The organism is Kitasatospora sp. NBC_01302, from assembly GCF_035976515.1.
In the GTDB taxonomy this organism is placed as follows: Bacteria; Actinomycetota; Actinomycetes; order Streptomycetales; family Streptomycetaceae; genus Kitasatospora.
Map to the genome: position 1 here is coordinate 464,317 of NZ_CP108404.1, position 14,227 is coordinate 478,543.

13 protein-coding genes and 1 tRNA gene are annotated in these 14,227 nt (G+C 72.4%); 9 read left to right on the forward strand and 5 right to left on the reverse strand.

Features of this window, described 5'->3' with window-relative positions:
• Complete coding sequence (locus OG294_RS02215) at window positions 1-1,176, reverse strand: acyl-CoA dehydrogenase family protein (protein ID WP_327064655.1); 1,176 nt, start codon at window positions 1,174-1,176, stop codon at window positions 1-3.
• A gap of 321 nt (window positions 1,177-1,497) precedes the next feature.
• Between OG294_RS02215 and OG294_RS02220 the strand changes: the two genes are divergently transcribed.
• The 9 genes from OG294_RS02220 to OG294_RS02260 all read left to right on the forward strand — a co-directional run bounded on the left by OG294_RS02220 (window position 1,498) and on the right by OG294_RS02260 (window position 10,491).
• Entirely contained in the window at window positions 1,498-2,463 is a 966-nt protein-coding gene (locus OG294_RS02220) for a serine hydrolase (protein WP_327064656.1), read from the forward strand.
• Window positions 2,464-2,595: 132 nt separating this feature from the next.
• Window positions 2,596-3,417, forward strand: coding sequence for a hypothetical protein (locus OG294_RS02225; protein WP_327064657.1), 822 nt, complete (start codon window positions 2,596-2,598; stop codon window positions 3,415-3,417).
• A gap of 343 nt (window positions 3,418-3,760) precedes the next feature.
• Window positions 3,761-4,762, forward strand: a complete 1,002-nt coding sequence (locus OG294_RS02230) for a sensor histidine kinase (protein ID WP_327064658.1) — start codon at window positions 3,761-3,763, stop codon at window positions 4,760-4,762.
• Window positions 4,750-5,415: a response regulator transcription factor gene (locus OG294_RS02235; protein ID WP_327064659.1), complete on the forward strand. Its 666-nt coding sequence runs from the start codon at window positions 4,750-4,752 to the stop codon at window positions 5,413-5,415. Before OG294_RS02230 ends, OG294_RS02235 begins: the two co-directional genes overlap by 13 nt.
• A gap of 147 nt (window positions 5,416-5,562) precedes the next feature.
• Complete coding sequence (locus OG294_RS02240; RefSeq protein WP_327064660.1) at window positions 5,563-6,348, forward strand: hypothetical protein; 786 nt, start codon at window positions 5,563-5,565, stop codon at window positions 6,346-6,348.
• Window positions 6,349-6,622: 274 nt separating this feature from the next.
• Window positions 6,623-7,951: an aminopeptidase C gene (locus OG294_RS02245; protein WP_327064661.1), complete on the forward strand. Its 1,329-nt coding sequence runs from the start codon at window positions 6,623-6,625 to the stop codon at window positions 7,949-7,951.
• A 254-nt stretch (window positions 7,952-8,205) separates the two neighbouring features.
• Window positions 8,206-8,742 (forward strand): GNAT family N-acetyltransferase, encoded by a 537-nt coding sequence (locus OG294_RS02250; RefSeq protein WP_327064662.1) that lies wholly within the window; start codon window positions 8,206-8,208, stop codon window positions 8,740-8,742.
• Between the two features lie 20 nt (window positions 8,743-8,762).
• Entirely contained in the window at window positions 8,763-9,497 is a 735-nt protein-coding gene (locus tag OG294_RS02255) for a class I SAM-dependent methyltransferase (protein WP_327064663.1), read from the forward strand.
• 100 nt (window positions 9,498-9,597) lie between these two features.
• On the forward strand, window positions 9,598-10,491 hold the full coding sequence (locus OG294_RS02260) for a LysR family transcriptional regulator (RefSeq protein WP_327064664.1): 894 nt from the start codon (window positions 9,598-9,600) through the stop codon (window positions 10,489-10,491).
• 63 nt (window positions 10,492-10,554) lie between these two features.
• On the opposite strand, the gene OG294_RS02265 is transcribed toward OG294_RS02260, so the two are convergent.
• From OG294_RS02265 to OG294_RS02280, 4 genes are all read right to left on the reverse strand, one after another.
• On the reverse strand, window positions 10,555-11,331 hold the full coding sequence (locus OG294_RS02265) for an oxidoreductase (RefSeq protein ID WP_327064665.1): 777 nt from the start codon (window positions 11,329-11,331) through the stop codon (window positions 10,555-10,557).
• 180 nt (window positions 11,332-11,511) lie between these two features.
• Window positions 11,512-12,933: a hypothetical protein gene (locus OG294_RS02270; RefSeq protein WP_327064666.1), complete on the reverse strand. Its 1,422-nt coding sequence runs from the start codon at window positions 12,931-12,933 to the stop codon at window positions 11,512-11,514.
• A 26-nt stretch (window positions 12,934-12,959) separates the two neighbouring features.
• Window positions 12,960-13,048, reverse strand: a tRNA-Gln gene (locus tag OG294_RS02275).
• A gap of 536 nt (window positions 13,049-13,584) precedes the next feature.
• Complete coding sequence (locus tag OG294_RS02280; RefSeq protein ID WP_327064667.1) at window positions 13,585-14,100, reverse strand: hypothetical protein; 516 nt, start codon at window positions 14,098-14,100, stop codon at window positions 13,585-13,587.
• Between the last annotated feature and the right edge of the window lie 127 nt (window positions 14,101-14,227).

Sequence of the window (14,227 nt, forward strand, 5' to 3'; positions counted from 1 at the left end):
TCACACGAGGGGGGTGATGGTGTCGTCGATGCCGAGCAGGGACTTGCCGTAGACCTCGTAGCCGACGGTGGGGACGGCGAGCGCGTGGCGGCCCGCGGTGTTGGCGTCGCGCCAGATCCGCTGCAGGGGGCTGGTCTCGGCGAAGGCGCCGGCGCCGTGGACGTCGAGCAGGATGGTGATGGCCTCCAGGGTGTTCTGCACCGCCCAGGCGGTGGCCGCGCGGAAGTGGGCGCGCTCGGCCGGGTCCGGGTAGCCGCCCTGCGCGGCGGCCCGGTCGATCGCGTCGGCGGTCCGCTCCGCGTGCAGCCGCGCGGTCTCGACCTTCAGCGCCGCCTCGGCGAGCTTCAGCTGGAGGGCGACCGACTCGGCCTGCGTCCCGTAGACCGTGTTCGCGACGGGCTTGCGGGCGGCGTTCGCCAGCACGTGGTCCAGTGCCGCCTTGCCCAGGCCCAGTTGGGGGCCGACCAGGGTGAGCGCGAGGACCGGCACGAAGCCGGAGCGGTAGAACGGCTCGTCCTTCTGCTCGGTGGCGAACTCGCCCGCGACCGCCGCGGGCACCGACAGCACCCGGTGCGCCGGAACGAAGACCTCGGACGCCACCAGGCAGTTGCTCGCCGTCCCCTTCATGCCCGCGACGAACCAGGTGTCCTCCACCTGGAGGTCCTCGCGCGGCACCAGGACCACGGCCTGGTCGACGACCTCGCCGGCGGCGTCGGTAAGCGGGACCCCGAGCACGGCCCAGGTCGCCTGCCAGGAGCCGGAGTTGTAGTACCAGCGGCCGCTGACCCGCCAACCGCCGCCGTCGACCGCGAGCGCGGTGGCGGTGGGGGCGAGCACCCCGGTCACCCGGGCGTCCGGATCCGCCCCGAAGACGTCGTCCTGGGCCTGGACCGGGAACAGGCCGGCCACCCAGGTGCAGGCGTTGACCAGGCTGACCACCCAGGAGATGGACCCGTCGCCCTCCGCCAGGGCCGCGGAGACCTCCAGCAGGGTGCGCATCCCGGCCTCGTGGCCGCCGTAGCGACGGGGGGTGCCGAGCCGGAACAGGCCCCCCCGGGTGATCGCCTCGACCACCTCCTGCGGCACCCGCCGGTCGGCCTCGGTCCTGGCGGCGTGCTCGCGCAGCAGCGGCTGCAGCGCGACCGCGCGGGCCACGAGCTCGTCGCGTAACGTCATCCGTCCTCCTCGGGCGGTCGTGGAGCTCGACGGGTCCCGTCAGGATCCGGTCAGCCGATTATGGCGATACCGCCCAGGAGTTGCGAGGAGGCCCGGAACCTGATCCTTCTGGCGGCCGGTCAGGTCCAAGTGTGAGGAAATGCCCATGCTGCCCTCAGACTGCTCAAAGCGGCGCTGCCTAGCGTCGTGGGCATGTCGATGCGAAGTGTCTCCCTGCCGAGGTGGCTGAGCCCGGTCAGCGTCCTCGCCGCCGCGGCGCTCATCTCCGCGCCGTTGCAAGGGCATTTCCGTTCTGCCGAGAGTCGCCCGAGAATGTCCGCCGTGGCCGACTCGACCTCCTCCCCCGCCTCCGCGCGCCCGTCGGTGCCCGCGTCCGTGCCTGCGAAGCCCTCCGCCGGGCCTTCGACGCCACCGTCGGCGCAGCCCTCGACGCAGCCCTCGACGCCACCGTCGGCACAGCCCTCGACGAGCGCCCCGGCCGGCCCGACCGCCCCCACCGCTCCGGTCAGCGCGACCACCCCCGCCTCGCCCACCGCACCCACCACACCCGCCGCCCCGGTCGCCCCGGTCGCCCCGGTCGCTGACGCCGCGCTGAGCAGCGCCGTCGCCCAGGCCGGCGGCGCCGTCTCGGTCTCGGTCACCGACCTGAGCACCGGACAGTCGCTCAGCTACGGCGCACCCGGGCACGGCTTCGCCACCGCCAGCATCGTCAAGGTGGACATCCTGGCCACGCTGCTGCTCCAGGCCCAGGACCAGGGCGCCACGCTGACCGCCGCGCAGCAGAGCCTCGCCACCGCGATGATCGAGAACAGCGACAACGACTCCGCGACCGCCCTGTGGAACGAGATCGGCCAGGACAGCGGCCTGAACGCGGCGAACGCCCGGTTCGGGCTGACCGCCACCTCGGGCGGCACGGACGGCTACTGGGGCCTCACCTCGACCACCGCCGACGACCAGGTGCGGCTGCTGCGCCAGGTCTTCACCGGCGACTCCCTCCTCTCGGCCGCCTCGCGCAGCTACCTCCAGGGGCTGCTCGACCAGGTGGAGAGCGACCAGCGGTGGGGCGTGAGCGCGGCGGCGAGCGGCAGCGACTACGCGGTGAAGAACGGCTGGCTGCCGCGGTCGGACACCGGCCTGTGGGTGATCAACAGCATCGGGACGGTCCAGCGGAACGGGCACGAACTGCTGATCGCGGCGCTCTCGGACGGCAATCAGAGCGAGTCGGACGGGATCTCCCTGGTGCAGTCGGTGGCCCAGGCAGCGGCCGGCTCACTGGCCGGGGGCTGAGTCCGGGCCCGGTGATGTCGGCCTACCGGCGACGTGACGGATGGTCCGATGAGAATTTCCTCGGCCCGCCCTGGTAGCTTTCCAGCCAGTTTGTGTGGCTCCCTCGGCCACCACCTGCTTGAAAGTAGACTCGTGCGTACCAGCCCCTCCTTCAAGATCGCTCTCGCCTGCACGGCGCTCACACTCGGCCTCACGGCCTGCGGTTCCGACAAGGGCGCCGCCAAGTCCGCCGCGCCGGCACCGGCCTCGACACCTGCGATCGCCAGTTCGGCTGCACCGTCCGCTTCCGCTTCGCCGTCGCCGTCCGGGCCCGCCGACCTGTCGGCGTTGTCCGGCACCCAGGTCCTCCAGCAGGCCACCACGGCCCTGAAGGCGGCCAAGGCGGTCAAGATCGACATGAAGGGCACCGACGCCGGCGAGGCCCTCGCCATGAGCCTGTCGCTCGACACCCAGGGAAACTGCACCGGCAACATCAGCCTGGGCTCCAAGGGCTCCAGCGACATCGTCCGTGCCGGGCAGACGGTCTGGATGAAGCCGGACACGAAGTTCTGGACCACCATCGGCGGAGCCCACGGCGCCCAGGCGGCCGAGCTCTTCAAGGGCCGCTGGCTCACCGGTGTGACGAGCGACTCCGACCTCAAGGACATGGCGGACTTCTGCGATCTCACCCAGCTCACCAGTGAGATGACGACGGGCAACTCCTCGGTCACCAAGGGCAGCTCCGACACCCTGAACGGGCAGCCCACCCTCGTCCTGCACGTCACCGACAGCAGCGACGGCAGCAAGACCGACGTCTGGGTCGCCGCCCAGGGCCAGCCCTACCCGCTCCAGGCGATCTCCGACTCCGGTGACCACATGGTCTTCAGCAACTTCGGCGTCCCCGTCAACGTCCAGGCACCGCCGGCCGACAACGTGATCGACATCAGCAAGCTCCAGCAGCTCGCCACCGCCTGAGCCACCGTCCGAGGCACCGCCTCGGCCCCCGCCTCGGACAGACCCGCGCACCACTGGCCCCGGACCGATCCGCACCACGGCACACCGGTCCGGGGTCGGTCGCGCGCGGCGGCATCGCTGCCGGCCGGCGATCGCACGCAGACGATTCATTCTGGCTGATGCTCGCCGTAAGGTATGAACGTGCAGCGGTTGCCTTACTCCGAATCAGGGCTCCACCGGGCCCGGTCGTTCATGATCCTGGCCACCGGCCTCTACCGGGTCAGCCATCTGACCGGCGGCTTCCTCGTTCGTGGCCCAGCACCAGCGGACCCAGCCCGCCGCCTGGGCCATCCTCGCCACCGCCGTGACCTGCACCGTTATGGTGCACGGCGGGGCGCTGCGCACCGGCGCCCTGGACCAGCGGCTCGTCTGGCTGGACGTCGTGGTCAGCGGCTGCCTGCTCCCGCTCGCGGCGCTCGCGCTGGGCGGCACGGGCGGCGCACGCGACCGGGCCGCCTGGGTGCTGCTGCTCGGCGGCTCCGCGGGCGCCACCGCGGCCGTCGCCTGTTCGGGGCGCCGACTGGTCGGCGCGCTGCTGTTGCTGAGCTTCGTTCACCTGAGCTGGCATCACCTGGCCCACTCCACACCGGCGATCCTCGGCGGCGACCTCAACGCGCTCGCCTCCTCCGCCGCACTCGCCCTGGTCTTCTGGTGGTACCTGCGCCGCGAGGGCCGGCTGCTCGACGCCGCCACCCGGCGGGCGCTGGCCGCCGAGGCCGAACGCGCCCGGTACGCCGAGCGCCTGGACCACCACCGCGCCCTGCACGACACCGTGCTCGCCACCCTCACCGTGATCGCCACCGGCGGGGTGGACGCCAACGCCACCGGGGTCCGGGAGCGCTGCGCCCGGGACGCCGCCTACCTGCGCCGGCTGATCCAGCGCGGCGAGGAGCCCGAGGGCCCGCTGCCCGGCCTCCGGGAGGACCCCGGGATCGGCGCCGCCCTCGAACGGACGGTCCGCTCCGCCGAGGACCTGGGACTGACCGTCACCACCCAGTACCGGGCGCTGCCCGAACTGCCCGGCGAGGTGGCCACCGCACTGGCCGCCGCGACCGGCGAGGCACTCACCAACGTGATCCGCCACGCCGGGACCCGCCGCGCCTACCTCACCGCCACCGGAGCAACGGGCGGCGGGGTCCGGATCACCGTGGCCGACCAGGGCAGCGGCTTCGACCCGTCGCGCACCGGCGCCGGCTTCGGACTGCGCCGCTCGGTGCACGCCCGGCTGCGCGAGGCCGGCGGCCTGGCCGCCGTCGACAGCGCACCGGGCGAGGGCACCTGCGTGGAGCTGCGGTGGCCCGCGTGATCACGGTCGCGGTGGTGGACGACGACCGGATGCTGCTGGACGGCATGCGCTGCTGGCTGCGCCAGGTGCCGGGCCTGCGGGTGGCCGCGGTCGCCGCCACGGTCTCCGGGCTGCTGGACCAGGCCCCGGCGCGACCGGCGCCGCCGGCGCCTCCCGCCGACGTGGTGCTGCTCGACCTCGTGCTGCGGGACGGCTCGCTGCCGGCTCAGAACATCCGCCGGCTGCGCGCGGCGGGCAGCCGGGTCCTGGTGATCAGCACGGTGCCGGACCGCCACCGGATCCTGGCCGCCCTCACCGCCGGCGCCGACGGCTACCTGACCAAGGACAACGACCTGCCCGCCCTGGTCGCCGCGATCGAGCAGATCGCCGCCGGCGGCAGCGCCCACTCCCCCGAGCTCGCCTTCGCCTGCGCCCACGACGACCACCCCGACCGCCCCCGGCTCGCCCCGCGCGAACTCCAGGTGCTGCTCGACTACGCCTCCGGACTCACCCTCAAGTCCGCCGCCCGCCGGGCCGGCATCACCCCCAACACCGCCAAGGACTACCTGGACCGGGTCAAGGCCAAGTACCAGCAGGCGGGGCGACCCACGTACACCAAGACCGACCTGGCCCACCGGGTCCGCGAGGACGGGCTGGACGCGCTGCACCGCTGAGCCTCTGCCCTGCGAAACGCCCGGTGGCGCGCCGGCCCGGCTCAAGCCCCCCGAACAGGTGGCGGCGCGCCCCCGGGCACCGTCGCTAGCGTCGCGCACAGCCAAGCGAACGCGAGAACGAGGGTTCCCATGCAATCCATAAGGTCCGTGAAGTCCCTGAAATCCATCGGCATGTGGCTGGGCCGACTGCTGTCCGCTCTCACCCTGCTGGCCGGCGGGGTGGTCTTCTTCGCCGGCGCCGCCCAGGCCGCCTCGGTGTGCGGCAGCGTCCCGGTGCCGCCCGGCTACGTGATCGTCTCGGAGACCCTGACCAGCAGCTGTACCGGCGGCTACCTGACCGAGACCATCCAGCCCCCGTCCAACGGGCTGCAGATCTGCGAGAACGGCCCGGTCCCCAGCCCCTACGTGATCACCTCCAACTTCACCACCAGCAGCTGCGGCCCCTACCAGGCCGGACGGATCACCACCGCCACCAACGGCATCCAGATCTGCGGCAACTCGCCCATCCCGACGGGCTTCGCGATCACCAGCGAGGGGCCGAACAGCGCCTGCGCCCAGGACTACGCCGAGGTGCTGCACACCATCTCCAACGGCATGCAGATCTGCGGCAACTCGCCCATCCCGGCCGGTTACGCGATCACCGCGAACTACCAGAACGCGGCCTGCGGCATCTACCTGGCCGCCAACATCAACGCCGCCTCCAACGGCATGCAGTTCTGCGGCAACTCGCCCGTTCCCGCCGGCTACGTGATCACCGCGAACTACCAGATCAGCTCCTGCGGCATGTACCTGGGCGGCCGGCTGAGCACCGTCTACAACGGCATCACCGCCTGCGCCGACTCGCCCACCCCGCCCGGCTACTGGGTCGCTGCCACCGGCATCCAGAACGCCGGCTGCGGGATGTACCTGGCGGAGGTGCTGCGCAACAGCTGAGCCCGCCGGCACACTCCGCCCCCGTCCCGGCCCCGCCATCCCCGCGGGGACCGGGACGCTCGCCGTCACGGTCCGCAGCGGACGCGACCACCTCCGTGCGCTGCCGGGGACAGGCACCGGCCGCATGGTCGACGGGCAGCCCCACTGCCCCCGTCCAACTCCGTTGACTACGGCCGAACGGTCGTGCAACGGTGAGGGAGCGCTCCTCGAACGAACCACCGGGAACCGGAGGAAGACCGCTGTGACCATAGGAAACGATCGCTCTCACGAGGCGATGGACCGCAGTTTGACGCCCGCTCAGCTCCACGCGTTCGAGGAGGAGTTCGCCGGCCGCCCGGCGAACCGGCTGATGCAGAACGCCGTCACGCAGACACCGGTGGACGACGTGGCGCTGGACCGGCGGATCCTCACCGCCATCGACCACTCGGTCTCCCACCACCTGGACGACTGGAAGGCCACCAACCAGAAGCAGAGCGGGCGCTGCTGGATGTTCGCCGGGCTCAACCTGCTGCGCGTCGGGGCCGCGCAGAAGCTGGGCGTGAAGGACTTCGAGTTCTCCCAGAACCACCTGCTCTGGTGGGACAAGTTCGAGCGGGCGAACCACTTCCTCGAGGCGGTCATCGAGACCACGGACCGCGACGTGGACGACCGCACCGTGGCGCACCTGCTGGAGGAGCCGATCAGCGACGGGGGCCAGTGGAACATGTTCGTGGCGCTGGTCGCCAAGCACGGCCTGGTGCCCAAGTCGGCGATGCCGGAGAGCATCAGCTCCTCCTCGACCCGGGCGATGAACCGCGCGCTGCGCACCCTGCTCCGCCAGGGCGCCCGTGACCTGCGCGGGCAGGCCGGCGAAGGGGTCGAGGCGCAGCGCAAGACCAAGCGGGAGATCCTGGCCGCCGTCCACCGGGTGATCAGCATCCACCTCGGCACGCCGCCGCAGCGCTTCCTGTGGCAGTGGGAGGACAAGGACAAGGAGTTCCACCGCGACGGCTGGCTCACCCCGGCGGAGTTCGCCGCCTCGTACGTGCAGCTCCCGCTGGAGGAGTACGTCTGCCTGGTGCACGACCCGCGCGAGTCGAGCCCGGTGGGCCGCACCTTCACCGTCGAGTACCTGGGCAACGTCGTCGACGCCCCGCCGGTGGTCTACCTCAACGTGCGGATGGAGCTGCTGAAGCGGCTGGCCATGGAGTCGATCGTCGGCGGCGAACCGGTCTGGTTCGGCTGCGACGTGACGAAGATGATGCGCGCGGACGCCGGCGTCTGGGACGCCGCCCTCTTCGACTACGCGGCCGTCTACGACACCGCCTTCACCATGGACAAGGCCGCCCGGCTGCTCCACCACGAGACGAGCATGACCCACGCGATGCTGCTCACCGGCGTCGACGTGCTGGACGGCAGCCCGCGCCGCTGGCGGGTGGAGAACAGCTGGGGCGAGGAGAAGGCCGACAAGGGCTTCTGGACCATGAACGATTCGTGGTTCGGCGAGCACGTCTTCGAGATCGCCGTGCGCCGCTCCGCGCTGCCCCCGGAGCTGGTCGCCGCCCTCGACCAGCCGCCGATCGTGCTGCCCGCGTGGGACCCGATGGGCGCCCTCGCCGACTGAACACCGCCCGGGCCCCGGTCGCCGCCGCTCGCAGGCTCAGCCTGCGAGCGCGCGCACCCGGCCCGGGTCCGGGTACGGCCGGGCCCCTCGACCTCGCTCCGTGCGGGGGCGCCGGGCGGAGCGCTCGCCCGTGGAAGCGGGCAGCGACACCCCGGCCACCCGGGTGCGGTTCGAGGTGTGGGAGGGTCAGAGCCCGTTGCCCACACCGGTCATGCGGCATCGAACCGTGTGGCCAGAGGATCAGGAGCCGTTGCATGCCCGATGAGATCACGCTGCGCCCCGTCACCGCCGACGATCTCGATCTGTTCGAGCAGGAGTTCAGCGGACCGCAGGGTGCCGGCCCCTACCAGTGGTTCGGCTTCCACTCGCCGGCCGGCCTGCGCCGCCGCTTCGCCGAGACCGGCCTGCTCGGCCCCGAGGGCGGGGTGCTCAGCGTCGCCGAGAAGGAGGTGACGGTGGGCCGGGTCGAGTGGTTCCCCGGCAGCTGGGGGCGGCCCGACACCTCCGCCTGCTGGACCCTGGCGATCGGCCTGATACCCGCCGCACACGGCCGTGGCATCGGAACCCGGGCCCAGCGGCTGCTGGCCGAGTACCTCTTCGACCACACCAGGGCCGAACGCATCCAGGCCTGGACCGACTGCGCCAACCTCGCCGAGCAGCGTGCCCTGGAGAAGGCCGGCTTCGTGCACGAGGGCGTGCTGCGCTCCGCGCAGTGGCGCGGCGGGCAGTGGCACGACCAGGTGATCTTCTCGATGCTCCGCGCCGAGCTGACCGCCGGCGACCCGAGCTGAGCAAGGGCTACGATCCGCCCGTGCGACACGCCGAGTTCCGCGACTCCCGCCTCGTGGCGGTCTACGACGCCGAGTGCCCGTGGTCGCGAGAAGACGACTTCTTTCTCTCCGTCGTCCGGGAGACCCCGGCCGCCCGGGTGCTCGACCTTGGCTGTGGCACGGGCCGACTCGCCCTCGGCATGGCGGCGGCCGGCCACATGGTGACCGGGGTCGATCCGGCATCGGCCTCACTGGACGCGGCTCGCGCCAAGCCCGGCTCCGAGCAGGTGACCTGGATCGAGGGCACCTCGTCGGCCCTTCCTGCGGCAGCGTTCGAGGTGGCGGTCATGACCAGCCACGTCGCCCAGTTCTTCGTGGCGGACGACCACTGGGCAGGCGCCCTTGCCGACCTCAGGCACTCTCTGGTGCCGGGTGGTCGGCTGGTGTTCGATGCGCGCGATCCGCGGGCCCGCCGGTGGGAGCGGTGGAATCCGGTCGACTCGCGACGCCGGATCGTGCTGCCGGACGGCCGTCCCGTCACGGCGTGGACCGAGGTGACCGCCGTCCAGGGCGGCGCGGTCAGCTTCACCCACCACTACGAGTTCTCCGACGGCGAGGAACTGGTCAGCACCGCGACCCTCCGGTTTCGGACCGAGGCAGCCCTCCGCTCCTCCCTCCGGGACGCGGGCTACGCGGTCGAGCACGTCTACGGGGGCTGGAACCGCGAAGCCGTCGGTGCGGGAGATGGGGAGTTCCTCGTGGTCGCGCGCACGTGACGGGGGGATCGGGCCGACCGTCGGCTCTGCTCCTTCCAACTATCATGACGACGATGGCATCGGGTGGGCCGCGGTCCGCCGCGGGGAGGGACGGGGTCCGATGAGTCTGCGTCAGTTCGAGTACGCCCTGGCCGTTGCCGAGGAGGGCTCGGTGACGGCGGCGGCGGAGCTGCTGCGGGTGGCTCAACCGTCGGTGTCCCAGCAGATCCGCGGCCTGGAGCGGGAGCTCGGTGTGGAGCTGTTCGACCGCACGCCGAGCGGGCTGGTGCCCACCGCGGTCGGCCGCGCGTTCCTGCGGGAGGCGGAGGTCGCGGTGAGCGCGGCACGGCGGGCGAGGGCAACGGCGCGGGCCGGTGCGGACGAGGTGGCGGGCGAGCTGGTGGTCGCGGTGCAGCTGGGCTTCGGCACGCGGCAGCTGCCGGGCGCGCTCGGTGCGCTGCGGCGCCGCTTCCCGCGGCTGGAGGTCACCGTCTTCGAGGAGCCCAGCTCCGCCGAGCTGGACCGGCTCTGCCGCCGCGGCCTGCTGGACCTCGCCCTGATGGCGGCGTGCGACGAGAGCCCCGAGGACGCCCACCACCTGGGCGACGAGGAGTTCGTCGTGGTGCTGGGCGAGGGGCACCGGCGGCTCGCCGCGGACCGGGTCGAGCTGCGCGCGTTGGCGGGCGAGCCATGGGTGCGGTTCGACCGCGGCAGCGCGCTCGACGGCGTACTGCTGAACGTGCTGCGGGAGAACGTGCTGCAGGAGGACGAGCCGGCCCCGGCCACGGCCGCCCGCGCCTCCCAGACGGCGACGGCCGTGCGCTGGGCCGCCCACGGGCTGGGCGTGACGCTCGTCCCGGCCTCCGCGGTGCCCCACGATCACGAGCACCTGGCGCGCCCGGTCTCCCCGGCCGTGTCCCAGCCCGTCATCGCCGTGCTCCGGCAGGGCGCGGGCCCGGCGGAGACGGCCCTGCTCGAACTCCTGCGGCAGGAGAGCTGGAACGGGCGCCCCTGAATTCCCTGTGCCGAAACCGGCATTCCTTGTGCCGAAACCGGCGCTTCGGGAATTCCGCCGGCGTCAGCCCCTGGGGAATTCACCGCCGTCCACGACGAGCTTGCTCCCGGTCAGCCAGTTCGCCCGGTCGGAGGCGAGGAACAGCACCGCGTTGGCGATGTCGTCGGGCTGACCGTCGCGCCCCAGCGGTGCGGTGTCACCGGCGTTGGTCCGGCTCGGCGCCGCGTCCAGGCTCGCCCACTGCTCCCGGGTGGCCTCGCCGCCGGGAGTGGCGACCCTGCCGGGGGTCACGGTGTTGACCCGGACCCCGAACGGGGCCAGCTCCAGGGCCAGTCCCCGGCTGTAGTTCTCCAGCGCCGCCTTCGCGGCCGTGTAGTGCAGGAACTGTCCGATGGGCGTGGCGACCGCGGCCGTGGAGACGTGCACGATCACCCCCGACCGCCGCTCCCGCATCCCCGGTGCCAGCAGCGCGTCCAGCCGCACCGACGCCAGGTAGTTCAGGTCCAGCGCGTCCTGCCACTCCTCGTCGGGAATGGCCGAGGCGTCCTTGTGCGGGCGCGCCCCGCCCGCGTTGTGGACCAGCACGTCCACCCCGCCGAGCACCTGCTGCGCAGCCGTGGCGAGCGCCTGCGCCCCGGCCCGGGTCCGCACGTCGGCCGCCACGAAGGAGGCCCCCTGCGGCACCGCTCCCGTCGCCGACCTGGCGGTGGTGAGCACCTCGGCGCCCGCTGCCAGGAGCTGGCGCACGACGGCCGCGCCGATTCCGCGGGTACCGCCCGTGACCAGGGCCCGCTTTCCCGCGAGTTCCTGCGTTCCCGATGCATTCGCCCTTGTGGTCATGCCACTGATTCCCCTCGATGATGTATTGGTCCGCTCGACGGAAAGAGAGCACCTCGTCGAACGGATTCCACGGTAGGTCCGGAGGAGAACGCGCGGCAAAGACGAAATGTCAGCAGCGGGTATAGGCGTCCCCTATGGCGGAGTGCCTCGGGGTGCCACGGGAGCCGCGGGTTGCCAGGGTCACGGCCGCTGGGGCGCGCCGATCAGCGGGGTGCGCACTGGGGCGGCGAGGCCGACGAAGACCACGAGTTCATGGCCGCCGGGGTTGGTCTGGAGCGGCACCGTCTGCCAGTTGTTGGTGAGCCAGACGTTGCCGGAGGGGTCGACCTGCACGCCGGTGTTCCGCACCAGGGCGTCGCTGGTGTAGCCGGTGTCCGCGGGTGAGATCGGCTCGCCGGTGTGCACGCCCGGCGGGCAGGCGGCCTCGCCCATCGGCTTGTCCAGGCCGCCGCCGGTGACCACCCGGTCCGGGCTGCCGTCGGGGTTCAGCGCGACCACGGAGTCGCTGCCGTTGCCGCTCGCCCAGACCCGCCCGCCGGCGTCCACCGTGATGCCGAACGGCTTGACCAGCGCACCACCCGCCGTGAGCTGCTGCGCGCGGGCCGGGTCGCCGTACGGGATGCGGGTCACGCTGCGCCCGCCGCAGTTGGCGACCCAGACCGTGCCGTCGTGGTCGGTGGCCATGCCCTGCGGCTGGACGATCCCGCCCACCTGCCAACCGGTGCGCGGCGAGAGCGGCGCACCGTCCGGGGTGAACTGCGAGACGCTGCGGTAGAGCGGGGACGGGTCCAGCGGGCAACCACGGCCCTGGAAGCCGAAGTTGCCGGCCCACACGTCGCCGGTCGGGTCGATCGCCACACCGAAGCCCGCGCCGTACACACCGCCGCCCCGGTACGGGGAGCCGGGCACCGTACGGCCGTCGGGGGTGAAGCGCAGCAGCGCACGTCCGCCGCAGACCGCCTGGTGGGGGTCCGGGTCGAAGCGGTAGTTGTTGACCACCCAGGCGTCGCCCTGCGCGTCGAAGGCGATGTTGCCCGGGCCGTCCAGCTCACGGCCGTTGCCCTGGTAGCGCAGCGCCAGGGTCCAGGCCGTCGGCGCGGCGCCCAGCGCGGGCGCGAAGAGCGGCCGGACGCCGGCGAGCGCGAACAGCTGCGGCACGTTCACCCCCGGTGCCCTGGCGATCTCCACCAGCGCCTGGAAGGTGTCGGTGGGCGCCGGACGGCCCGGCCGCGCCGCCGCAGCCAACAGCTCGTCGCAGGTCGGGCCGCCGACGCAGCCGGCCAGGGCATTCGCCAGCGCATTGAACGTCGGCAGGGTCGACGTCTGGTCCCCGTTGGGTGCAGCCGCCAGCAGGGGCGCCACCCCGCCGGTGCGGACGTCGGCCAGGTTGTGCGAGACGGCGGCGGCGTCGCGCACCCCGATCGGGTTGCCGCCGATCCGGCCGTCCTCGGTGAACTGCGCCATCGCATAGGCGCCCGCCACCGTGGTCTGCTCGTCGACCACGGCGTCGGGGAGGGAGTCGGGCGCTCCGAGCACCGCGACCAGCCGGACGGGGCCGTGCGGGTGGCGGCCGTCCGCCCGGCCCGTCCTTGCGCCCTGCACGCCGCCGGGCAGGTCCGAGCGGGGGGCGGAGAAGGCAGGATTCGAACCTGCGTGGGCTTGCGCCCGACCGGGACCAGAGCCCCGGCCCCCGATCAACCGCTCCGGGCACCTCTCCCCGGGACCGACCCGCTCCGGCTGCCTCGCTCGCCGCGGCCCGTTCCCTGTGACACCAACGATGCACCGCCGCCCTGACCCGGCGCTGACTCCCGCCTGACGGCGTGTGCTCACCGCCGCTACGCGGTGGCCAGGCACCCCAACGCCTCGGCGACCGAGCTCTTCCCCGCACCGGGCAGCCCCGCCATCGCGATCACCATGCCCACGCCCTCGCATGCCCGACCGACGGCCGACCCCTGACGGTGGCCCAGCGCGGGTCGATACGGCCCAGCCAGGCATCCTGATCATCGGCCAGCGGTTGTTTCAACAGATTCTGGGTCGGGTCACCCCAGGATTATCAGCCATCAACGCCCCGAGGCCTGCATCGCTCCCATCGGTCCGGACCGAAGGAGGAGAGGCACGAGCAGCCCGGGGTGGACGGGTCCTGAAACGAGAGAAGGCCCCCGGTCAGCACCTTCTTCGTAGCCGGAGCCACTTCGCCCCGGCACGGGCTCCGAGAGGTCTGCGCCGGGGCTGAGTGCGCATCAGGAGCCTGCATCAACTGTCGCAGTTACCAAGGGTGGTGACCTCCAAAGTGGCATCGGGACTGTCCTCGCCGTACCAGGAACCCTGGACGACCGGCGTGCACGACTCAGCGGCCGCCAGGACAGCGATGCCTTGGTCGAGGGTCAGATCGTCGTTGTAGGCGATCGAGCCGTCGGCGCTGGGCTGGCACATGACGTCGGTGGCGTCGGCCACCGTACACGTCCCCACCTCGCCACCCGTGCTGCCCTGCACCAACGCGAAGGACGACCCGACATCGTTGAGGAACTGGCTGCCGTTCACCGCCTGGAAGGTGAGGCCCCAGGAGCTGCTGTAATCGCAACTCGGCACATCGCAGAAGGCCTGCGGCTTGAAGAGGAATTTGCTCCCCGCTGCAACCGGGGAATCAGTACTGAACGACCAGCCGATGTTGTCTGCAGACGCCGCCCCTTGGGAGACCGTCAGCACAGCAGCACTCAGAACCGCCACGACGATCGACCTACGCCCTGCCGCCCGCACGCTCCGACGCATGACTTCCCCTTCCCTGTGAACTCCCTTGCTTCGGGAGCAGCATCAGAAGAGCAGGATTCGTCCACGTACAACAGGCCTCGCGCAAGCGGTTCACCCAATCGAGTGAGCCGAGTCGGTCGGCTGCGGG